Origin of the sequence: Nocardiopsis sp. FIRDI 009, assembly GCF_003386285.1 — a bacterium.
In the GTDB taxonomy this organism is placed as follows: Bacteria; Actinomycetota; Actinomycetes; order Streptosporangiales; family Streptosporangiaceae; genus Nocardiopsis.
Genome location: NZ_QPNC01000023.1, coordinates 36,994 through 57,171 on the forward strand (window position 1 = coordinate 36,994; position 20,178 = coordinate 57,171).

Here is a 20,178-nt window from a genome sequence, read left to right on the forward strand (position 1 = left end):
AGGTGAGTGCGCAGACGATGGTGCGTGGATCGGCACCCGACTTCTTCGAGTCTGGGGCCCACGGCAACTCAACGCACAACGACGGAATATCCTACCTGGCCACCATGCGCAGGTCAAAGCCAGCGGCGGGGCGACCCGGCAAGACCACGCCTGGCGGGAAAGCGCCGGCACGGGGTCACATCCGTGACCTCTCCGCCTTTTATTATGCCTGCCGTCGGGAGTGCTTCGTCCTTCCCCCGCCTCCGCGTTGGCTACGCTTGCACCGAAAGGCCGTTCTCAGCCCGCCTCGACGGGCGCGGACGCGAATCGTGGAGACGCCCGTCACGGTAGCCCCGAGCAGGGACCCGGCGGCCGTCCAATCCCCCCTCTGAGCCTTCGGAGACACCCATCAGTACGCACCCGAACCAGCCGCAGCCCGGCCCCGACGGGTATCCCACCGGCCCGGAGAGCGGTGACGGACAGGACCTGCTCGGCCCCGCCCCGGCCCGGCCCGACGGTCAGCATCCCACACACGGCGCCCCGGCGCCGCACGGCGCGCCCGGACAGCCGATGCCCCTTCCGCCGCACCCCGACGCGTACGGGCAGCCGTTCTCCCCGCCCCCGTCGACCGGCCCCGGCGGCCCCCGACCCGGCGTTCCCAGCGGGCCCCAAGCTCCCGTACACAACGGCCCGAGCGGTCCGCAGGCCCCCGTGCCCGGCGGCCCCAGCGGCCCGCAGACACCTCCGTCCCGCCCGTCGGCCCCGGGGTCGCCGAGCGGAGGACAGCCGCCGATGGGTCCCGGAACGCGGCAGCCGTACGGCTCCGCCCCGACGGGCGGCCAGCCCGGGATGACACATCCCACACCCAGCGGCCCGAACCCGCCCGTCGGCCGCCCCGGATCCGGCCCGCAACCGCCCCAGCGTCCGGGCACGGCCCCACACAGTCCCGCGGCACCGCCGCAGCCGCCGTTCCCTCCGGGACAGCCCGGCACCCCCGGCCGACCCTCGCCGGGCGGCCCCGGGCAACCCGCCCGGGGCGACCACGGACAGCCTCCGGCCGTCCACCAGGGCAGCGGCGGCCAGCCCCCCGGGGCGCCCCCGACGGGAACCCCGCAGGGACCGCCCCCGCCCCCAGCGCCGCCGCAGGGCGCACCGATCAACCCGCCGCCGTACGCCCAGCCGCCCGGCCAGATACCCCAGGGCCACCAGCCGCCCGGCGCGCACCAGGCGGACCCCGCGCTCCCGGTGGACGCCGCGGGCCCCACACAGCACATCCAGGCGGTCCCCGCCGCTCTCGGCCCGCGCGAGGACCGCCCGCTCTACCGCGACGAGGTCCCCGAGGACGCGGGCGCGGCCACCGCACAGTTCGACCTCCAGGACCTGGACGACTACGACGGCTACTCCGACCGGCCGTCCACCGGGTCCCGCGACTCCGGCGGGGGGAGGACGAAGCTCCTCCTCATCGCCGGTTTCGTCGCGCTGCTCGTCGTCGCGGGCGGCGGAGCCTTCCTCTTCGCCCGGAACGGAGCCTCCTCCGGGGGCTCCTCCGACGGCGCCACCGGCCCCGAGGGGCCGCTCTCCGCCGAGGCCCTGTTCCCGGAGACCGTCGACATCGAGGGCGCCGGCACCTTCACCCGCGTGGTGACGGAGGACACCGAGGACTGCGCGACCGCCGCCCACGGCGACTACGGCGCCGTCCTGACCGAGCAGAACTGCGAACAGGTCATCCGGGCCTCCTACCTCAACGAGGAGGAGACGCGGGCCGTCACGGTCGGAATCGCCACCATGGCCACGGAGGGCGAGGCGGTCACCGCCCAGAGCGAACAGAACCTGGTCGCCGCCAGGTGGTTCGCCGGACTCGCGGGCGAGGAGGGCAGCGGCACCGAGCGCCTCGGCTTCGCCGGCGGTTACGGCAGCAGCGGCCAGTGGGGCAACCACATCGTCTTCTCCCTGGCCGCCAACAAGGACGGCAACGACGCGGAGGAGGACTCGCAGGTCGCGACCGAACTCCAGACGATCGGCGAGGGCTTCCTCGACGAGACCTTCGGCCTGCTCACGGACGGCGGAGCCTGACGCGCCGCCGTCGACACGCGTGAGGGCGCCCGGAAGCCGTTCCGGGCGCCCTCACGCGTGTTCGGGTGTCCTCGCCGTCCGCGCGTCCCCACAAAGCTCGGCCGGGGCTCGGGGCGTGGAGAACGGTGTCCTTCATCCTCGGCGGCGCCCGCCTCGTCCCTCACCGGCGGCTCGCCCCGTCCTGCAGAACCCCGTACGCCCCTCGCGCTCAGCCCCGGTGACCCGGGCACGGCAGGGTCCGCACCCTCCGGGTGGCGGTGGCGCGCTCGGCCAGCTCCTCGTCGGCCGGGTAGCGCACCTCCTCCAGGCTGAGCCCCTCCGGCCCCACCACGTGCACCGAGGAATCACGCACAGCGGCGTCGAGCACCTCGCCGGGCCACGTGACCCCCCGGCGGCCGTCCCCGACCGCCAGGAGCGCGCCCACGAGCGCGCGGACCATGTTGTGGCAGAACGCGTCCGCCTGGATCGTCCCCCGCAGCAGGTACCGGTCCGTGCGCTCCCACTCCAGGCGCAGCAGTTCACGGATGGTGGTGGCGCCCTCCCGCTTCCGGCAGAACGCCGCGAAGTCGTGCTCGCCCACCAGACGCGCCGCGGCCTCGTTCATCCGGTCCACCTCCAGCGGGTTCCGGTGCCAGAGCACGTACCGCCGCAGCAGCGGGTCGGCCCCGTAGGGAGCGTCGCTCACCAGGTAGGCGTAGCGCCGGAACAGCGGTGAGAAGCGCGCGTCGAACCCGGGCGGCGCCAACCGCACCCCGGTCACCCGCACGTCCCTGGGCAGCACACCGGCCAGACGGCGCGCCACCCGCTCCCCCTCGCTCTCCCAGACCGCCGCCGGGACGTCGGCCTGGGCCACCTGCCCCCTGGCGTGCACCCCGGCGTCGGTGCGCCCGGCACAGGTCAGCGAGACCGAGGGCAGCCGCAGTACCCGCGCCAGCGCGGCCTCCAGCTCCCCCTGGACCGTACGCCGACCGGGCTGGACCGCCCATCCGGAGAAGTCCGTGCCGTCGTAGGCGATGTCCAGCCGCAGCCGGACCGTCGTGTCGTTGTCGTCCATCGCACCCCTCCCGGAAGAAACACGAGTGCCCGACCCCCAGGGGATCGGGCACTCGACGGACGGTGGGCGCCGGGTCCTCGCCCGACCACGCCATCGCGTCCTACTTGCTCTCGGAGCTCTCCTCAGCGGAAGCCTCGGCCGGAGCCTCAGCGGTCTCCTCGACCGGGGCCTCGGTGGCCTCGGCGGCGGGGGCCTTGGCCGGAGCGGCCGGGGCGGCGAGCGCCTCGACGAGCTCGATGACCGCCATCGGGGCGTTGTCGCCCTTGCGCGGACCGATCTTGGTGATGCGCGTGTAACCACCGGGGCGGTTCTCGTAGCGCGGACCGATCTCGGTGAACAGCTCGTGCACGACCGACTTGTCCGTGATCTCGGTCAGGACCTGGCGGCGGGCGTGGAGGTCACCGCGCTTGCCGAGCGTGATGAGCTTCTCGGCGTAGGGGCGCAGGCGCTTGGCCTTGGCCTCGGTGGTGCGGACACGGCCGTGCTCGAACAGCGCGGTGGCGAGATTCCGCAGGATGTGCCGCTCGTGAGCGGGCCCGGAACCCAGACGGGCGCCCTTGGTAGGCGTGGGCATGGTGTCGTTCTCCTAGTGATGCGGTCCGCGGCCGCACTCGGCCGGGGACCATGTGGGCGACGAAGGTCGGTTAGTACTGCTCCGTCTCGACGAAGGACTGGCCCTCGTCGTCATCGGAGCCGTAGGAGTCAGCCGCGGTGCTGGGGTCGAATCCGGGCGGGGAGTCCTTCAGCGACAGGCCCATGTCGACGAGCTTCTGCTTGACCTCGTCGATGGACTTGGCGCCGAAGTTGCGGATGTCCAACAGGTCCTGCTCGGAGCGGGCAACCAGCTCGCCAACGCTGTGGATGCCCTCACGCTTGAGGCAGTTGTACGACCGGACCGTGAGGTTGAGGTCCTCGATCGGCAGCGCCAGGTCCGCCGCGAGGGCGGCGTCCGTCGGCGACGGGCCCATGTCGATGCCCTCGGCGTCGACGTTGAGCTCGCGCGCCAGGCCGAACAGCTCGACCAGGGTCTTGCCCGCGCTGGCGACCGCGTCACGGGGACGGATGGCCGGCTTGGTCTCGATGTCGACGATCAGACGGTCGAAGTCGGTGCGCTGCTCGACACGGGTGGCCTCGACCTTGTACGTCACACGCAGCACGGGCGAGTAGATGGAGTCGATCGGGATGCGGCCGATCTCCTGGCCCGCCTGCTTGTTCTGCGTCGCCGAGACGTAACCGCGGCCGCGCTCGACCGTCAGCTCCATCTCCAGCTTGCCCTTGCCGTTCAGCGTGGCGATGTGCAGGTCGGGGTTGTGCACCTCGACACCGGCCGGCGGGGCGATGTCCGCCGCGGTCACCACACCGGGGCCCTGCTTGCGCAGGTACATCAGCACCGGCTCGTCGTGCTCGGAGCTGACGACCAGGCCCTTGAGGTTGAGGATCATCTCGGTGACGTCCTCCTTGACACCGGGCACGGTGGTGAACTCGTGCTCGACGCCCTCGATGCGGATGCTGGTGACAGCCGCGCCGGGGATGGAGGACAGCAGGGTACGCCGAAGCGAGTTGCCGATGGTGTAACCGAAACCCGGCTCCAGCGGCTCGATGACGAACTTCGAGCGCAGGTCCGAGATGGCTTCCTCGGTCAGCGTGGGACGCTGTGCGATCAACATGGTCCGTGTCTTCCCTTCCACATGGCCGACCGCTATTTGACGGCCATCGGACGGACACCGTCCAGACGACGGTGTCCACTACTCGGATTCCTACCCAGCCCGCGCGGCCCCAACGGGGACCACGCGGGCCAAGCGCCGCGTACGCCCCGCGCGGTAGGAGGCGCGGTGCGACGGCCGGGGGTCAGACCCGGCGGCGCTTGGGCGGACGGCAGCCGTTGTGCGGAGTCGGGGTGACGTCCTGGATGGAGCCGACCTCGAGACCGGTCGCGGTGAGCGAGCGGATGGCGGTCTCCCGACCGGAGCCCGGGCCCTTCACGAAGACGTCCACCTTGCGGACGCCGTGCTCCTGGGCACGGCGCGCGGCGGCCTCGGCGGCCATCTGCGCGGCGTACGGGGTCGACTTACGCGAACCCTTGAAGCCCACCTGTCCGGAGCTGGCCCACGAGATCACGGCACCGGTGGGGTCGGTGATGCTCACGATCGTGTTGTTGAACGTGCTCTTGATGTGAGCGTGACCGTGAACAATGTTCTTCTTTTCCTTGCGGCGCACCTTACGCGCGGCACCCTGCTGACGGCCCTTAGGCGGCATGAGCGAAACTCCCAGAGATCATCGGTCCGTGTGTGTCTCGGACGCGGTCGACAGTCCGAGCGGACTACTTCTTACCGGCCTTCTTCTTACCGGCCACGGTCTTCTTCTTGCCCTTGCGGGTACGGGCGTTCGTCTGCGTGCGCTGACCGCGGACCGGGAGGCCACGACGGTGCCGGATGCCCTGGTAGCTGCCGATCTCCATCTTGCGACGGATGTCGGCCTGGACCTCACGACGCAGGTCACCCTCGACCTGGTAGTTGGCGTCGATCCACTCGCGCAGCTTGACCAGGTCCTCTTCGGACAGGTTGTAGACGCGCGTGTTGCCGTCGACACCGGTGTTCTTCAGCGTTTCGAGCGCGCGCGTGCGACCGACCCCGAAAACGTACGTGAGAGCGATCTCCACCCGCTTGTCGCGGGGGAGGTCGACGCCGGCGATACGTGCCATGTGGGCGAGACTCCATCCAATGTGTGTGCGGAGGTCTGACCCGTTCCACCCTCCCGTCGCCCAACCGACGAGGCCCCGGCCTCCGACCGGGGGTGGTTCCCGGGCACTCCCGGGAATCGGAACAGGTGTTCGTTCTTGCAGGCCCAGTGGGGAACGCGTTCCCCGTTCCGGGCGGTCGCGACGCGGAAGCCGCGGCGAGCGAGGGTGCTAGCCCTGGCGCTGCTTGTGCCGCGGGTCCGAGCAAATGACCATGATCCGGCCGTTACGGCGGATCACGCGGCACTTCGCGCAGATCTTCTTCACGCTCGGCTTGACCTTCATGGTGACTCCGAACTCGATGTCACCCGCTCTGGGCCGTGCGGCCCGCGACGGGCTACTTGTAGCGGTAAACGATGCGCCCGCGCGTGAGGTCGTACGGGCTCAGCTCCACGACGACGCGGTCGTCGGGGAGAATACGGATGTAGTTCATCCGCATCTTGCCGCTGATATGGGCAAGGACCTGGTGCCCGTTGTCGAGCTCTACCTTGAACATAGCGTTGGGTAGGGACTCGACAACGGAACCCTCGATCTCGATGGCGCCGTCCTTCTTTGCCATGTCCTCCACGCCTCGCTCATCGATTGGTTGATCAGGACAACCCGACGGGTCCGGTGTGCCCTCGCATGACACGAGGGCCCCGACGACGGTGCAGGGAAGCCAACCGTCGTCGACGCCGAAGCACACTGGAAGTTCGGGCCAACTGCGAGAGCGTACGTCGTCGGGAAGACGGGGCACGAAGAAGGCAGACTGACCCAACAGCCCGCGTATGGGCAGTGTCAGTCTATCCCCTCCGGGCAAGTACTCCTAACCGGCGGGCAGAGAACCCTACACCGTCACGTCGACGGGGCGAAACGGCCCGCCCGGGCCCGGCACCCGGACACGGGGCGAGGCGGAGCGGAGGCCCGAAGCACACACGGTCCGGAGATCAACCGCCGTCCTGACCCCGTTGGGCGGCCAGCACGCCCACGGTCACCACACCCATCACGATCCCCCACGGGCCCAGGACCCACAGGAACCACGGGTAGCTGTTCTGTCCGGTGAGGAAGAGGATGAGCCAGATGACGAAGCACAGGACGTTGACGCCGCCGTAGAGGATCCACGGCACGAGCAAGGCCGGGTCGCGCATGCTGATCGGGGGCGCCACGGCGAACTCGGCGCCGCGGGGGGCGGAGCCGGGCAGGTCGGCGAGGTCGCGCTCGGGCAGGTCCCTGGTCACCTCCGCCAGCTCGCCGACGGTGCGTGCCTTGTACGCCTGCCCCAGGCGGTCGGTGAACTCCTCCTGGTCCAGCCGCCCCTGGGCGAACTGCTCCTGGAGGAGTCGGGCCACCCGGTCGCGTTCCTCGTCGGACGTCCGCATCGACGGAACCGGTTCGGACACCGCGCACACCTCGCTTCTCCCCCGGAGGGCGCCACGCGCCGCGCGGCGCGGAAGGTCACTACCAGGTCGGCTGAACGAACCCCATCTCCGCGATTTTATCGCGGTTGGACTCGCGTGCGGTCAGGACCAGCGGGCCCTCGGCGGTGATGGCCACCGAGTGCTCGAAGTGCGCCGCGCGCTTGCCGTCCCTGGTCACGACGGTCCAGTCGTCGTCGAGCGTGACCACGTCGTGCCTGCCGAGCGTGGTCATCGGCTCGATGGCCAGGCACATCCCCTCGACCAGGCGCTGGCCCTTGCCGCGCCGGCCGTAGTTGAGCACGTGCGGGTCCATGTGCATCTCGGTGCCGATGCCGTGGCCCCCGTACTCACGGACGTTGCCGTAGCCGCCGTGCTTGGAGATGTGGGCGGCGATCGCGTGGCCGACGTCGCCCAGGCGCTTGCCCGGGCGCAGCTCGGCGATCCCCTTCCACATGGACTCCTCGCACACCTCCATCATCCGGAGGTCCTCCGGACGGCCCTCGCCGACCGCGACGGTGATCGCCGAGTCGCCGTGCCAGCCGTCCAGGACGGCCCCGCAGTCGATGGAGATGATGTCGCCCTCGGCCAGCACCCGCTCGGCGCTGGGGATGCCGTGGACGACCTCCTCGTTGACCGAGGCGCAGATGGAGCCGGGGAAGCCGTGGTAGCCCTTGAACGACGGGACGGCGCCCGCGTCGCGGATCATCCTCTCCGCGATCGCGTCCAGCTCCAGGGTGGACACCCCGGGCCGCACCGCGGCCCGGAGGGTGTCCAGGGCACGGGCCACGACCTGGCCCGCCGCCCTCATCTTGGCGATCTGCTCCGGCGTCTTGATCTGCACGTCCGGTTCCGCCTTACGAAACATCAGGAGCCGGCCTTCCCGACCTTCTCCTCGATGGCGGCCTTGGCGCGGGCCGTCACCTCCTCCACGGCACCCGCCGCGGCGATGGTGGACAGCAGACCCTCCGCCTCGTAGAACTCCACGAGCGGAGCGGTCTGCTCCCGGTAGACCTTGAGACGGTGGCGGATCGTCTCCTCGCGGTCGTCCTCGCGCTGGTAGAGCTCGGCGCCCTCGGTGTCGCAGCGGCCCGCCGTCCTGGGCGCGTCGTACTCCACGTGGTACACCCGACCGCACTCGGGGCACGAACGGCGGCCGGAGAGCCGCTTGACGACCTCGTCCTCGTCGACCCTCAGCTCCAGTACGACGTCGAGCCGTGTCCTGAGCTCGGCGAGCATCTCCTGGAGTTTCTCGGCCTGGGGGACGTTGCGGGGGAAACCGTCGAGCAGGAAGCCCGGCTTCGCGTCGTCCTGGGCCAGGCGGTCCTTGACCATGGCGTTCGTGACCTCGTCCGGGACGAGGTCGCCGCGGTCCATGTACTCCTTGGCCTTCTTGCCCAGCTCGGTACCGCCGCTGACGTTCGCCCGGAAGATGTCGCCCGTGGACACCTTGGGGACCGACAGCTCGGCCGCGAGGATCTGGGCCTGGGTGCCCTTACCGGCCCCAGGGGGTCCCACCAATACTGCACGCATTTATCGCAGAAAACCTTCGTAGTTCCTCTGCTGGAGGTGACTCTCGATCTGCTTCACCGTGTCCAGCCCGACACCGACCATGATCAGCACGCTCGTACCGCCGAAGGCGAAGCTCATCGAGGCGCCGGTGGCGCCCAGAGCCACCATCGGCAGGAGAGCGATCACGCCCAGGTACAGGGAGCCGGGGGTCGTCAGCCGCTTCAACACGTAGTCGAGGTACTCGGCGGTCGGACGCCCCGGTCGGATACCCGGGATGAACCCACCGTACTTCTTCATGTTGTCGGCGACCTCAACGGGGTTGAAGGTAATGGCCACGTAGAAGAAGGCGAAGCCGACGATCATGAGGAAGAACGTCGTCATGTACACGGGGTGGTCGCCGGTGAGGAAGTAACTCTGGAGCGTCCTGATGACGACGTTGTCCGACTCCGGACCCACGAGGTTGATGATCATCTGCGGCAGGAACAGCATCGACGAGGCGAAGATCACGGGGATGATGCCCGCCTGGTTGACCTTCAGCGGGATGTACGTGGAGCTGCCGCCGTACATCCGCCGGCCCACCATCCGCTTGGCGTACTGCACCGGGATGCGGCGCTGCGCCTGCTCCATGAAGATCACGGCGGTCACCAGCGCCAGGGCCGCGATGCAGATGATGATGAAGGCCCAGACCGAGCGCTCCTCGTACATGCCCAGGATCGTCGACGGGAGCACCGCGATGACGGTCGTGAAGATCAGCAGCGACATGCCGTTGCCGACGCCGCGCTCGGTGATGAGCTCACCGAACCACATCACCAGCATCGTGCCCGCGGTCATGACGAAGACCATGGTGACCAGGGTGATGATGTCCTGGTTGGGCATGTAGGCCTGGACCGGAATGATCCCCTGGAACAGCAGGTTGGTCCGGGCCATCGCCACGATGCTGGTCGACTGCAGGACCGAGAGCATCAGGGTCAGGTAGCGGGTGTACTGTGTGATCTTCGCCTGACCGGCCTGGCCCTCCTTCTTGAGGGCCTCCAGACGGGGGATCACCACCGTCAACAGGTTGATGATGATGCTCGCGGTGATGTAGGGCATGACCCCGAGCGCGAACACCGCCAGCTGCAACAGCGCACCGCCACTGAACAGGTTGACAAGGTCGTACACACCTGTGGCGTCACCGGCCTGCAGCGCCTCCATCTGGTCCCGGATCGCGGCCGAGTTGATGCCCGGCGCGGGAATGACCGCCCCCAGACGGAACAGCGTCAGGATGAACAGTGTGAACAGCAACTTGTTGCGCAGATCGGGCGTGCGGAATGCACGGACGAACGCACCTAGCACGTCTCCTCCTGCGCGATTTCGGCGGCGGAACGGGTTCCAGACATCGCGGCCGATCCTGAATCGTCGTAGATCGTCAGCACGGGGCTCCTGCCCCGTACTCGGAAGTACTCACATTACGTCAAGCGGGGGGTTCGAACAGATGGCACTGTAACAGTCATCACCCCGGCGCGGCGGACCGACCGTCATAACGATCGCCACTCACAACGCGCGAGGGCGCCCGCCGGCGGGTCGGTCACTGACCTGCCGGGCGGGCGCCCCCTGCAAACGCATCGCGGGGAAGACCCCTACAGCTCGGTGACGGAGCCACCGGCGGCGGTGATCTTCTCCTTCGCCGAGGCGGAGAACGCGTTCGCGCTCACCTGCACGGCGACGGTGATCTCACCGGTCCCCAGCACCTTGACGGGCTGGTTCTTGCGAACCGCGCCCTTGGCGACCAGGTCCTCGACCGTGACCGTGCCACCCTCGGGGTAGAGCTCGGTCAGGCGGTCCAGGTTGACGACCTGGTAGGTCGTCTTGAACCGGGCGTTGCTGAAGCCCTTGAGCTTGGGCACCCGCTTGATGAGCGGCATCTGGCCACCCTCGAAGCCGGGGCGCACGGTGCTGCGAGCCTTCGTGCCCTTGGTGCCCCGACCGGCGGTCTTGCCCTTGGACGCCTCGCCGCGGCCCTTGCGGATCTTGGCCTTGTTGGCACCCGGGGCCGGCCGCAGGTGGTGCAGCTTGAGCAGCTCGTCGGGGTTGTAGTCGCTCATTCGGCAACCTCCTCGACAGAGACGAGGTGCGAGACGATCGTGATCTGACCGCGAACCTCGGGACGGTCCTCACGGATGGTGGACTTGCCGATCCGGCCCAGGCCCAGCGTCTGGAGGGCAGCGTGCTGCTTCTCCTTGCCGCCGATCTTGGAACGGGTCTGCGTGATCTTGAGCTTGGCCATGGTCAGGCTCCTGCCTTCGCCTCAGCACGAGCACGCAGGAGCGCGGCCGGGGCGATGTCCTCGATCGGCAGGCCACGGCGGGCGGCGATCTCCTCGGGCTGGTTGAGGCCCTTCAGAGCGGCCACGGTGGCGTGCACGATGTTGAGCGGGTTGGACGAGCCGAGCGACTTGCTCAGGACGTCGTGGATGCCGGCGCACTCCAGGACGGCGCGCACGGGACCGCCGGCGATGACACCGGTACCCGGGGCGGCCGGACGGAGCAGGACAACGCCCGCGGCGTCCTCGCCCTGGACCTGGTGCACGATCGTGCCCTGGACGCGGGGGACGCGGAAGAAGTTCTTCTTCGCCTCCTCGACACCCTTGGCGATCGCGGCCGGGACCTCCTTGGCCTTGCCGTAACCGACACCGACCATGCCGTTGCCGTCACCGACGACGACCAGGGCGGTGAAGGAGAAGCGACGGCCGCCCTTGACGACCTTCGCGACCCGGTTGATGGTCACGACCTTCTCGATGTAGGAGACACCCTTGTCTGCGGCGCCGCCGCGGCGATCGTCACGGCGATCACGCCGCTCGCCACCGGCGCCGCGCCGCGGTGCTGCAGCCATCAGTGGTTCCTCTTCTCGTGGTTGATGTTGCCAGGTACAGAGGTCATCGACTAGAACTCCAGTCCGCCCTCGCGCGCCGCGTCGGCGAGCTTGGCGATACGGCCGGCGTACTGGTTCCCGCCGCGGTCGAACACGACCTGGGTGATGCCGGCGTCCTTCGCGCGCTGCGCGAGGAGCTGGCCCACCTTGACCGACCGGTCGGACTTGGTGCCCTCAAGCCCGCGGACATCGGGCTCGACGGAGGACGCGGCGGCCAGCGTGTGGCCCTTCGTGTCGTCGATGATCTGCGCGACGATGTGCTTGGAGGAGCGGAACACGGCCAGACGCGGACGCTCGGCGGTGCCCACGACCTTCTTGCGGACGCGGAACTGGCGGCGCGCACGGGAGGTGGCGCGCTTGGCGGTCCGCTTGCGGCTCACGGTGATGCCCATGCCTACTTACCAGCCTTTCCGGCCTTGCGGCGGATGTGCTCACCCTGGTACCGCACGCCCTTGGCCTTGTACGGGTCAGGCTTGCGCAGACCGCGGATGTTCGCGGCGACCTGGCCCACCAGCTGCTTGTCGATGCCCTCGACGTGGAGGAGCGTCGGCTTCTCGACGCGGAACTTGATGCCCTCGGGGGGCTCCACCACGACGGGGTGGCTGTAGCCCAGCGAGAACTCCAGGTTGGCGCCGCGGGCCTGGACGCGGTAACCCACACCGTGGATCTCCAGCGTCTTGGAGTAGCCCTCGGAGACACCCTTGATGAGGTTGGCGATCAGCGCACGGGTCAGACCGTGCAGCGACCGGTTCTCCGGCTTGTCGTCGGGACGCACCACCGTGATCAGGCCGTCCTCGTCCTTGGTGACGGTGATCGGCTCAGCGATGGTGTGCTTCAGTTCGCCCTTCGGCCCCTTGACAGTGACGTCTTGCCCGTCAATCGTGACTTCGACGCCCTTGGGGACCGAGATCGGCAGTCGACCGATACGCGACATGCTTCAATCTCTCCCTGTTACCAGACGTAGGCGAGGACTTCGCCGCCAACGCCACGCTTCTTGGCCTGCTTGTCGGTCATCAGGCCACCGGACGTCGAAATGATCGCCACGCCGAGGCCGCCCAGCACCCGGGGCAGGTTCTCCTTCTTCGCGTACACCCGCAGACCGGGCTTGGAGACCCGGCGGATGCCCGCGATGGAGCGCTCACGGGTGGGGCCGTACTTCAGGTCCAGGACGAGGCTCTTGCCCACGGCGGCCTCTTCGGTCCGCCAGCCCTGGATGAAGCCCTCCTGCTGGAGGATCTCGGCGATGTGCGCCTTGATCTTGGAATACGGCATCGTCACGGTGTCGTGGTACGCCGAATTCGCGTTACGCAGACGCGTCAGCATGTCTGCGATCGGGTCGGTCATCGTCATGGCCGACTGGCCCTTCCTCACCGCGGTTTCCGAGTGCGGGCCTTCCCAGAGCCTGTCCCCGCACGGGCGTACCCGTGGAGGTGCACAACCGGACCTACGGCGTGGTCGTGGGCACCGCGATCCCGAGAGGGACTGCCGTGCCCTGATGGTTGGATGGTGCCAGACCGTTCCCGACGTGTGGGAACGGTCACTGCTGTTGAGCCGGTGAGCGGCGGCTCCGGGGGGCGGCCCCGCGGTGCTCTCCCCTACGGGAGCGCGGACGGGGCCGGCCCCACCGGGAACTACCAGCTCGACTTGGCGATACCGGGCAGCTCGCCCCGGTGGGCCATCTCGCGGAAGCAGATGCGGCAGAGGCCGAACTTCCGGTAGACGGCGCGGGGGCGGCCGCACCGCGAGCATCGAGTATACGCGCGAACGGCGAACTTCGGCTTGCGGGCCGCCTTCGCGATCAGGGACTTCTTAGCCATCTTGCGTTACCCCTCAGGCTTCCTTGAACGGGAAACCGAGCCGCTTGAGCAGGCTGCGGCCCTGGTCGTCGTTGGTCGCCGTGGTGACGACCGTGATGTCCATGCCACGCTGCCGGTCGACCTTGTCCGGGTCCACCTCGTGGAACATGACCTGCTCGGTCAGACCGAAGGTGTAGTTCCCGTTCCCGTCGAACTGCTTCGGGGACAGACCGCGGAAGTCCCGGATCCGGGGCAGGGCCAGGGAGAGCATCCGGTCGAGGAACTCCCACATCCGGTCGCCGCGCAGCGTGACGCTGGCGCCGATCGGCTGCCCCTCGCGCAGCTTGAACTGCGCGATGGAGTTCTTCGCGCGGTTGATCCGCGGCTTCTGCCCGGTGATCGCCGACAGGTCGGCGACCGCGCCCTGGATCAGCTTCGCGTCCCGCGCCGCCTCGCCGACACCCATGTTGACCACGATCTTCGTCAGACCGGGGATCTGCATGACGTTGGTGAGCTCGAACTCCTCCTTGAGGGCGGGAGCGATCTCGTTACGGTACTTCTCCTTCAGCCGCGGCATCGGAGGGACCGTGATGTCGTTGGTGACCGTCATCAGATGTCCTTACCAGTGCGGCGGGAGACCCGAACCTTGGTTCCGTCTTCCTCGAAGCGGTAGCCCACCCGGGTAGGCTTGCCGTCCTCCGCGAGCGCGACGTTGCTCACGTGGATCGGGGCCTCCTTGGTGACGACCTCGCCCTGCTGGCCGCCCGCCGGGTTGGCCTTCCTGTGCTTCTTGACCAGGTTGACGCCCTCGACGACGACACGGTCCTCACGCGGGAGGGCCTTGACGACCTTCCCGGTGGCACCCTTGTCCTTGCCGGCGATGACGATGACCTCGTCGCCAGATTTGATCTTCATCGCCTACAGCACCTCCGGCGCCAGCGAAATGATGCGCATGTACTTCTTGTCCCGCAGCTCGCGCCCGACCGGGCCGAAGATACGGGTGCCTCGCGGGTCCCCACCGTCCTTGATGAGCACGGCAGCGTTCTCATCGAAGCGGATGTAGGAGCCGTCGGGCCGGCGGCGCTCCTTGACGGTGCGCACGACAACGGCCTTGACGACGTCGCCCTTCTTGACTCCAGCGCCAGGCAGGGCGTCCTTCACCGTGGCGACGATCGTGTCGCCGATCCCGGCGTAGCGCCGACCCGAGCCACCGAGAACACGGATGGTGAGGATCTCCTTGGCACCCGTGTTGTCGGCGACCTTGAGTCGCGACTCCTGCTGAATCACGTCTGCTCCTGATGTGATGCGTGCGGTCCACTGCCGCACGGCTAGGTGGTCTCACCCCTCGCGCCGGCGGCCGACACCGAGTGTCGGCCGCCGACAGGCCGGGGTTACTTAGCCTTCTCCAGGATCTCCACGACGCGCCAACGCTTCGTCGCGGAGAGCGGCCGGGTCTCCATCAAACGGACCCGGTCACCGACGCCACAGGAGTTCGCCTCGTCGTGCGCCTTGTACTTGGTCGTCCGACGGATGACCTTGCCGTACAGGGCGTGCTTGACGCGGTCCTCGACCTCGACAACGACGGTCTTGTCCATCTTGTCGCTGACGACGTAGCCCTCGCGCACCTTGCGGTAGTTGCGGGTCGCGGTCTGGTTCTCACTCATTCGGCTGCTTCCTTCGTCTCCTCAGCCGACTCACCAGACAGCGGGACGATGCCCAGCTCGTGCTCCCGCAGGACCGTGTAGATCCGCGCGATCTCACGCTTCACGGTACGCAGACGGCTGTGGTTGTCGAGCTGGCCGGTGGCGGCCTGGAAGCGGAGGTTGAAGAGCTCGGTCTTCGCTTCCTTGAGCTTGCCGACCAGGTCCTCGACGGACTGGTCACGCAGCTCGTGGGCAGTCACGGACTTCGCCATCACTCCCCCTCCCGCTTAACAAACTTGCACTTCATCGGGAGCTTGTGCATCGCACGGCGCATAGCCTCCTTGGCCACCGCCTCGGGCACGCCCGACAGCTCGAACATCACGCGCCCGGGCTTGACCGGCGCGACCCACCACTCGGGCGAACCCTTACCGGAACCCATGCGGACCTCGGCGGGCTTCTTCGTCAGCGGGCGGTCCGGGAAGATGTTGATCCACACCTTGCCGCCACGCTTGATGTGCCGCGTCATGGCGATACGAGCCGCCTCGATCTGGCGGTTCGTCACGTAGGCCGCGTCCAGCGCCTGGATGCCGTACTCACCGAAGGTCACCGTGGTACCGCCCTTGGCCTTGCCACGAAGGTCCGGGTGGTGCTGCTTACGGTACTTGACCTTACGAGGAATAAGCACTGGTCAGCTCCCCTCGGTCTTCGCGGACTCAGCCGGGGCCTTGGACTCGGCGCCCTGCTGGCCACCCTGCTGGCCGCCGCCACCGCCGCCACGACGGCGGCGCTGCGGACGCTCGCGGCGCTGACCGCCACCACCGCCGGCGGAACGCTGGGCGGCCTGGGCCGCCTCGCGCTCGGCGCGGGTCGCGGGCGCGTCGCCCTTGTAGATCCAGACCTTCACGCCGATGCGGCCAAAGGTCGTGCGGGCCTCGAAGAAGCCGTAGTCGATGTCGGCGCGCAGCGTGTGCAGCGGAACCCGACCCTCACGGTAGAACTCCGAGCGGGACATCTCGGCCCCGCCCAGACGGCCACCGCACTGGATACGGATGCCCTTGGCGCCGCTCTTGACGGCGCTCTGCATGGCCTTGCGCATCGCGCGGCGGAAGGCCACGCGGCTGCTCAGCTGCTCGGCGACGCCCTGGGCGACGAGCTGAGCGTCGATCTCGGGGTTCTTGACCTCGAAGACGTTCAGCTGGACCTGCTTGCCGGTCAGCTTCTCCAGGTCGGTCCGGATGCGGTCGGCCTCCACACCGCGGCGGCCGATGACGATGCCCGGCCGGGCGGTGTAGACGTCCACGCGGACACGGTCACGGGTGCGCTCGATCTCGACCTTGGAGATGCCCGCGCGCTCCATGCCGCGGGTCAGCATCCGGCGGATCGCCACGTCTTCCTTGACGTAGTCCTTGTAGGCCTTGTCCGCGTACCAGCGGCTCTTGAAGTCGGTGGTGACACCGAGGCGGAACCCGTGCGGGTTAACCTTCTGCCCCACTATCGGGTCCTTTCCTTCGTCTTGGACGAGGCGCCCGAGTTCTCAGCGACGACCACGGTGATGTGGCTCGTGCGCTTGGTCACCCGGAAGGCGCGGCCGAAGCCTCGCGGACGAATGCGCTTCAGGGTCGGACCCTCGTCCACCCACGCGCGCTCGACCACCAGCGTCTCACGGTCCAGCTTGTCATTGTGCTCAGCGTTGGCGATGGCACTGGCCAGTACCTTGCCAACAGGCTCGCTCGCCGACTGGGGCGCGAACCGGAGCACCGCCTGTGCCTCGTCAGCGGGCAACCCGCGAATAAGGTCCACCACCCGGCGGGCCTTCCGGGGCGTAACACGGACGAACCGTGCCTGAGCCCTCGTTCCCATCGCTTTTCCCTCGCTCACGGAAATTCATCTCCACTCACCGTGGAGAAATGGTTCTTACTCCTGCTGCAACCGCTAACGGCGGCTACGGCGGTCTTCCTTGACGTGGCTGCGGAAAGTACGCGTGGGAGCGAACTCGCCGAGCTTGTGGCCGACCATCGACTCGGACACGAACACGGGGACGTGCTTGCGACCGTCGTGGACGGCGATCGTGTGGCCGATCATCTCCGGGACGATCATGGACCGCCGGGACCACGTCTTGATGACGTTCTTGGTCCCCTTCTCGTTCTGCGCTTCCACCTTCTTGATCAGGTGGTCGTCGACGAAGGGACCCTTCTTCAGGCTACGTGGCATCAGACGTGCTCCTTACCGCTTCTTCTTACCGCTACGCCGACGCCGCACGATGAGCTTGTCGCTGGCCTTGTTCTTGGCCCGGGTCCGGCCTTCCTTCTTACCCCAGGGGCTGACCGGGTGCCGACCACCGGAGGTCTTGCCCTCACCACCACCGTGCGGGTGGTCAACCGGGTTCATGACCACACCACGGACGGTGGGGCGCTTGCCCTTCCACCGCGAGCGGCCGGCCTTACCCCAGTTGATGTTGGACTGCTCGGCGTTGCCGACCTGTCCGACGGTCGCGCGGCAGGTGATCTCCACCATGCGCATCTCGCCGGAGGGCATACGCAGCGTGGCGTACCCGCCCTCCTTGGCCAGGAGCTGGATCTGGGATCCCGCGGAGCGGCCGAGCTTGGCACCGCCACCGGGCTTGAGCTCCACCGCGTGCACGAACGTACCCGTGGGGATGTTGCGCAGCGGGAGGCAGTTGCCCGGCTTGATGTCCGACTGCGGACCGTTCTCGACGCGGTCGCCCTGCTTGAGGCCGGCGGGCGCCAGGATGTAGCGCTTCTCGCCGTCCACGTAGTGCAGCAGGGCGATGCGGGCCGTGCGGTTCGGGTCGTACTCGATGTGCGCGACCTTGGCCGGCACGCCGTCCTTGTCGTGGCGACGGAAGTCGATCACGCGGTAGGCGCGCTTGTGACCGCCACCCTGGTGGCGGGCGGTGATGCGGCCGTGGCCGTTACGCCCGCCCTTGGAGTGCAGCGGACGCACCAGGGACTTCTCCGGCTCCGAGCGCGTGATCTCGACGAAGTCGCTCACGCTGGAACCGCGACGACCCGGTGTCGTCGGCTTGTACTTACGAATGCCCATCTTCTTCGCGCATTCCTTTACGTGTTACTTGGTGTGTAGCGGTCAGACCCGGAAGGTCAGACACCGAAGATGTCGATCCGGTCGCCCTCGGCGACACCGACGATCGCGCGCTTGGTGTCGGGACGCTTCCCGTAACCGAAGCGGGTGCGCTTGCGCTTGCCCTTGCGGTTGATCGTGTTCACGCTCGTGACCTTCACGTCGAAGATCTTCTCGACCGCGATCTTGATCTGGGTCTTGTTGGCGTCCGGGCGGACGATGAACGTGTACTTGTTCTCGTCCATGAGCCCGTAGCTCTTCTCGGAGATCACCGGCTCGATGATGATGTCCCGGTGGTCGGCGATCCTCACTGGTCGTCCTCCTCGGACTGCGCGGCCTTGGCAGCACCGGCCGCGTGGGCCAGGAACTCGGCGTAGCCCGCCTCGGTGAAGACCACGTCGTCCGAGTAGAGGACGTCGTAGGTGTTCACCTGGTCCGCGTCGAGGATGTGGACCTCCTCGAGGTTGCGCAGGGCGCGCCGGTTGTGCTCGTCCTCGCGGGCCAGGACGACCAGGACCTTGTCGGACTCGGTCACCTGACGCAGCGCCTTGCGGGCCGTCTGCGTGAGCTTGGTGTCGGCGTCCTCGGCAACGAAGGTGCTGAGGACGTGGATACGCCCGTGGCGCGCCCGGTCGGAGAGGGCTCCGCGCAGGGCGGCGGCCTTCATCTTCTTCGGGGTGCGCTGGGAGTAGTCCCGCGGCTGGGGGCCGTGGACCGTGCCGCCGCCGGTGTACTGCGGAGCCCGGATGGAACCCTGTCGGGCCCGGCCGGTCCCCTTCTGGCGGTACGGCTTCTTACCACCGCCGCGGACGTCGCCGCGGGTCTTGGTGGCGTGGGTGCCCTGGCGGCCGGCGGCCAGCTGGGCGTTCACGACCTGGTGGATCAGCGGGATGCTGACCTGCTGGGCGAAGACGCTCTCCGGCAGCTCCACGCTGCCCTTGGCGCCGCCCTCGGGGTTCTTGACCTCGATCTGGGCCATGGCTTACTTGTCCCCCTTCACAGCGGTGCGGACGAGCACCAGACCGCCGTTGGGACCGGGAACAGCACCCTTGACCAGGATGAGACCCTTCTCCGCGTCCACGGAGTGGACGGTCAGGTTCTGGACGGTCTTGCGCACGTTGCCCATGCGCCCGGCCATCCGCATGCCCTTGAAAACGCGGCCGGGTGTGGCGCAGCCGCCGATGGAACCGGGAGAGCGGTGCTTGCGCTGCGTGCCGTGCGTGGCGGAGAGACCACGGAAACCGTGGCGCTTCATCACACCGGCGAAGCCCTTGCCCTTGCTCTTGCCCGTGACGTCGACCTTCTGGCCGCTCTCGAAGCTGTCCGCGGAGATCTCCTGGCCGAGCTGGTACTCGGAGGCGTCCTCGGTGCGGACCTCGACGTAGTGCCGGCGCGGGGTCAGGTCGTGCTTGCGCAGGTAGTCGCCGAGCGGCTTGTTCACCTTGCGCGGGTTGATCTGCCCGTAGCCGAGCTGGATAGCGGAGTAGCCATCGGTGTCCGGAGTCCGGATGCGGCTCACGACGCACGGACCGGCCTTCAGAACCGTCACGGGCACGATCTTGCCCGCGTCGTCGAAGACCTGGGTCATGCCGAGCTTCTCGCCCAGAACTCCCTTGATCTGCTTGGTGGCCATGTCTGTGCGTCCTTAAAGCTTGATCTCGATGTCAACGCCCGCCGGAAGGTCGAGCCGCATGAGCGAGTCGACGGTCTTCGGCGTGGGGTCGATGATGTCGATCAGCCGCTTGTGCGTGCGCATCTCGAAGTGCTCGCGCGAGTCCTTGTACTTGTGCGGCGACTTGATGACGCAGTAAACGTTCTTCTCCGTCGGCAGCGGCACCGGGCCCGCGACCTGTGCGCCAGTTCGCGTCACAGTCTCGACGATCTTCTTCGCCGAGCTGTCGATGACCTCGTGGTCATAGGCCTTTAGCCGAATGCGGATCTTCTGTCCCGCCATGTGGCCTGTTCGTCCTTCGCTTCAGTG

General features: G+C 68.2%; 33 protein-coding genes. 1 reads left to right on the forward strand and 32 read right to left on the reverse strand.

The features are described 5' to 3' along the window. The first annotated feature begins 1,224 nt into the window (after positions 1 to 1,224). Positions 1,225 to 2,052 carry a hypothetical protein gene (locus tag DVR05_RS19795; protein ID WP_232832232.1) on the forward strand — a complete coding sequence of 276 codons (828 nt, stop codon included), beginning with the start codon at positions 1,225 to 1,227 and terminating at the stop codon, positions 2,050 to 2,052. 208 nt (positions 2,053 to 2,260) lie between these two features. On the opposite strand, the gene truA is transcribed toward DVR05_RS19795, so the two are convergent. The 32 genes from truA to rpsJ form a co-directional block, all read right to left on the reverse strand. Beyond that, positions 2,261 to 3,106, reverse strand: coding sequence for a tRNA pseudouridine(38-40) synthase TruA (gene truA, locus DVR05_RS19800; RefSeq protein ID WP_116247410.1), 846 nt, complete (start codon positions 3,104 to 3,106; stop codon positions 2,261 to 2,263). A gap of 100 nt (positions 3,107 to 3,206) precedes the next feature. Continuing rightward, on the reverse strand, positions 3,207 to 3,680 hold the full coding sequence (rplQ, locus tag DVR05_RS19805) for a 50S ribosomal protein L17 (RefSeq protein WP_116247411.1): 474 nt from the start codon (positions 3,678 to 3,680) through the stop codon (positions 3,207 to 3,209). 70 nt (positions 3,681 to 3,750) lie between these two features. Further along, complete coding sequence (locus DVR05_RS19810; RefSeq protein WP_017598562.1) at positions 3,751 to 4,773, reverse strand: DNA-directed RNA polymerase subunit alpha; 1,023 nt, start codon at positions 4,771 to 4,773, stop codon at positions 3,751 to 3,753. 181 nt (positions 4,774 to 4,954) lie between these two features. Beyond that, positions 4,955 to 5,362: a 30S ribosomal protein S11 gene (gene rpsK, locus DVR05_RS19815; RefSeq protein ID WP_116247412.1), complete on the reverse strand. Its 408-nt coding sequence runs from the start codon at positions 5,360 to 5,362 to the stop codon at positions 4,955 to 4,957. A 64-nt stretch (positions 5,363 to 5,426) separates the two neighbouring features. Next, complete coding sequence (gene rpsM, locus DVR05_RS19820; RefSeq protein WP_017598560.1) at positions 5,427 to 5,807, reverse strand: 30S ribosomal protein S13; 381 nt, start codon at positions 5,805 to 5,807, stop codon at positions 5,427 to 5,429. A 207-nt stretch (positions 5,808 to 6,014) separates the two neighbouring features. Further along, on the reverse strand, positions 6,015 to 6,128 hold the full coding sequence (gene rpmJ / locus DVR05_RS19825; protein WP_013156136.1) for a 50S ribosomal protein L36: 114 nt from the start codon (positions 6,126 to 6,128) through the stop codon (positions 6,015 to 6,017). A gap of 52 nt (positions 6,129 to 6,180) precedes the next feature. Next, on the reverse strand, positions 6,181 to 6,402 hold the full coding sequence (gene infA, locus DVR05_RS19830) for a translation initiation factor IF-1 (protein ID WP_013156135.1): 222 nt from the start codon (positions 6,400 to 6,402) through the stop codon (positions 6,181 to 6,183). A gap of 367 nt (positions 6,403 to 6,769) precedes the next feature. Further along, entirely contained in the window at positions 6,770 to 7,222 is a 453-nt protein-coding gene (locus tag DVR05_RS19835) for a DUF1707 domain-containing protein (protein ID WP_116247459.1), read from the reverse strand. 58 nt (positions 7,223 to 7,280) lie between these two features. Continuing rightward, complete coding sequence (gene map / locus DVR05_RS19840; RefSeq protein WP_116247413.1) at positions 7,281 to 8,105, reverse strand: type I methionyl aminopeptidase; 825 nt, start codon at positions 8,103 to 8,105, stop codon at positions 7,281 to 7,283. After that, positions 8,105 to 8,770, reverse strand: a complete 666-nt coding sequence (locus DVR05_RS19845; RefSeq protein ID WP_198659255.1) for an adenylate kinase — start codon at positions 8,768 to 8,770, stop codon at positions 8,105 to 8,107. Before DVR05_RS19845 ends, map begins: the two co-directional genes overlap by 1 nt. Next, positions 8,771 to 10,084 carry a preprotein translocase subunit SecY gene (gene secY / locus DVR05_RS19850; RefSeq protein ID WP_116247415.1) on the reverse strand — a complete coding sequence of 438 codons (1,314 nt, stop codon included), beginning with the start codon at positions 10,082 to 10,084 and terminating at the stop codon, positions 8,771 to 8,773. A 284-nt stretch (positions 10,085 to 10,368) separates the two neighbouring features. After that, on the reverse strand, positions 10,369 to 10,833 hold the full coding sequence (gene rplO / locus DVR05_RS19855) for a 50S ribosomal protein L15 (protein WP_116247416.1): 465 nt from the start codon (positions 10,831 to 10,833) through the stop codon (positions 10,369 to 10,371). Then, positions 10,830 to 11,015: a 50S ribosomal protein L30 gene (gene rpmD / locus DVR05_RS19860; RefSeq protein ID WP_116247417.1), complete on the reverse strand. Its 186-nt coding sequence runs from the start codon at positions 11,013 to 11,015 to the stop codon at positions 10,830 to 10,832. Before rpmD ends, rplO begins: the two co-directional genes overlap by 4 nt. Before the next feature lie 2 nt (positions 11,016 to 11,017). Next, positions 11,018 to 11,620, reverse strand: a complete 603-nt coding sequence (gene rpsE, locus DVR05_RS19865) for a 30S ribosomal protein S5 (RefSeq protein ID WP_017598553.1) — start codon at positions 11,618 to 11,620, stop codon at positions 11,018 to 11,020. Between the two features lie 50 nt (positions 11,621 to 11,670). Further along, positions 11,671 to 12,051 carry a 50S ribosomal protein L18 gene (gene rplR, locus DVR05_RS19870; RefSeq protein WP_116247418.1) on the reverse strand — a complete coding sequence of 127 codons (381 nt, stop codon included), beginning with the start codon at positions 12,049 to 12,051 and terminating at the stop codon, positions 11,671 to 11,673. Positions 12,052 to 12,053: 2 nt separating this feature from the next. Then, positions 12,054 to 12,593 carry a 50S ribosomal protein L6 gene (gene rplF, locus DVR05_RS19875; protein ID WP_116247419.1) on the reverse strand — a complete coding sequence of 180 codons (540 nt, stop codon included), beginning with the start codon at positions 12,591 to 12,593 and terminating at the stop codon, positions 12,054 to 12,056. Positions 12,594 to 12,610: 17 nt separating this feature from the next. Continuing rightward, positions 12,611 to 13,009, reverse strand: a complete 399-nt coding sequence (gene rpsH / locus DVR05_RS19880; protein WP_116247420.1) for a 30S ribosomal protein S8 — start codon at positions 13,007 to 13,009, stop codon at positions 12,611 to 12,613. 281 nt (positions 13,010 to 13,290) lie between these two features. Continuing rightward, positions 13,291 to 13,476, reverse strand: coding sequence for a type Z 30S ribosomal protein S14 (locus DVR05_RS19885; protein ID WP_017598549.1), 186 nt, complete (start codon positions 13,474 to 13,476; stop codon positions 13,291 to 13,293). A gap of 13 nt (positions 13,477 to 13,489) precedes the next feature. Then, complete coding sequence (rplE, locus tag DVR05_RS19890; protein ID WP_116247421.1) at positions 13,490 to 14,065, reverse strand: 50S ribosomal protein L5; 576 nt, start codon at positions 14,063 to 14,065, stop codon at positions 13,490 to 13,492. Continuing rightward, entirely contained in the window at positions 14,065 to 14,370 is a 306-nt protein-coding gene (rplX, locus tag DVR05_RS19895; protein ID WP_116247422.1) for a 50S ribosomal protein L24, read from the reverse strand. The genes rplE and rplX overlap by 1 nt, the downstream gene beginning before the upstream one ends. Before the next feature lie 3 nt (positions 14,371 to 14,373). Next, positions 14,374 to 14,742, reverse strand: a complete 369-nt coding sequence (rplN, locus tag DVR05_RS19900; protein WP_013156121.1) for a 50S ribosomal protein L14 — start codon at positions 14,740 to 14,742, stop codon at positions 14,374 to 14,376. Positions 14,743 to 14,846: 104 nt separating this feature from the next. Continuing rightward, positions 14,847 to 15,119 (reverse strand): 30S ribosomal protein S17, encoded by a 273-nt coding sequence (rpsQ, locus tag DVR05_RS19905; RefSeq protein ID WP_017598546.1) that lies wholly within the window; start codon positions 15,117 to 15,119, stop codon positions 14,847 to 14,849. Next, positions 15,116 to 15,370 carry a 50S ribosomal protein L29 gene (rpmC, locus tag DVR05_RS19910; protein ID WP_116247423.1) on the reverse strand — a complete coding sequence of 85 codons (255 nt, stop codon included), beginning with the start codon at positions 15,368 to 15,370 and terminating at the stop codon, positions 15,116 to 15,118. Before rpmC ends, rpsQ begins: the two co-directional genes overlap by 4 nt. Further along, positions 15,370 to 15,783, reverse strand: a complete 414-nt coding sequence (rplP, locus tag DVR05_RS19915; protein ID WP_116247424.1) for a 50S ribosomal protein L16 — start codon at positions 15,781 to 15,783, stop codon at positions 15,370 to 15,372. Before rplP ends, rpmC begins: the two co-directional genes overlap by 1 nt. 3 nt (positions 15,784 to 15,786) lie before the next feature. Further along, a complete protein-coding gene (gene rpsC / locus DVR05_RS19920) occupies positions 15,787 to 16,590 on the reverse strand; it encodes a 30S ribosomal protein S3 (protein WP_116247425.1) in 804 nt (267 codons plus the stop codon). Further along, the gene (gene rplV, locus DVR05_RS19925) at positions 16,590 to 16,958 is read right to left on the reverse strand and encodes a 50S ribosomal protein L22 (protein WP_017598542.1); all 369 of its coding nucleotides are present in this window, start codon (positions 16,956 to 16,958) and stop codon (positions 16,590 to 16,592) included. The genes rpsC and rplV overlap by 1 nt, the downstream gene beginning before the upstream one ends. A gap of 72 nt (positions 16,959 to 17,030) precedes the next feature. After that, positions 17,031 to 17,309 (reverse strand): 30S ribosomal protein S19, encoded by a 279-nt coding sequence (gene rpsS / locus DVR05_RS19930; protein ID WP_116247426.1) that lies wholly within the window; start codon positions 17,307 to 17,309, stop codon positions 17,031 to 17,033. 12 nt (positions 17,310 to 17,321) lie between these two features. Then, positions 17,322 to 18,161, reverse strand: a complete 840-nt coding sequence (gene rplB / locus DVR05_RS19935) for a 50S ribosomal protein L2 (protein WP_116247427.1) — start codon at positions 18,159 to 18,161, stop codon at positions 17,322 to 17,324. 56 nt (positions 18,162 to 18,217) lie between these two features. Continuing rightward, complete coding sequence (rplW, locus tag DVR05_RS19940) at positions 18,218 to 18,508, reverse strand: 50S ribosomal protein L23 (protein WP_116247428.1); 291 nt, start codon at positions 18,506 to 18,508, stop codon at positions 18,218 to 18,220. After that, complete coding sequence (gene rplD, locus DVR05_RS19945) at positions 18,505 to 19,176, reverse strand: 50S ribosomal protein L4 (protein ID WP_116247429.1); 672 nt, start codon at positions 19,174 to 19,176, stop codon at positions 18,505 to 18,507. The genes rplW and rplD overlap by 4 nt, the downstream gene beginning before the upstream one ends. A gap of 3 nt (positions 19,177 to 19,179) precedes the next feature. Then, the gene (gene rplC / locus DVR05_RS19950; protein WP_116247430.1) at positions 19,180 to 19,830 is read right to left on the reverse strand and encodes a 50S ribosomal protein L3; all 651 of its coding nucleotides are present in this window, start codon (positions 19,828 to 19,830) and stop codon (positions 19,180 to 19,182) included. Between the two features lie 12 nt (positions 19,831 to 19,842). After that, positions 19,843 to 20,151 carry a 30S ribosomal protein S10 gene (gene rpsJ, locus DVR05_RS19955; RefSeq protein WP_017598536.1) on the reverse strand — a complete coding sequence of 103 codons (309 nt, stop codon included), beginning with the start codon at positions 20,149 to 20,151 and terminating at the stop codon, positions 19,843 to 19,845. Positions 20,152 to 20,178 lie beyond the last annotated feature (27 nt).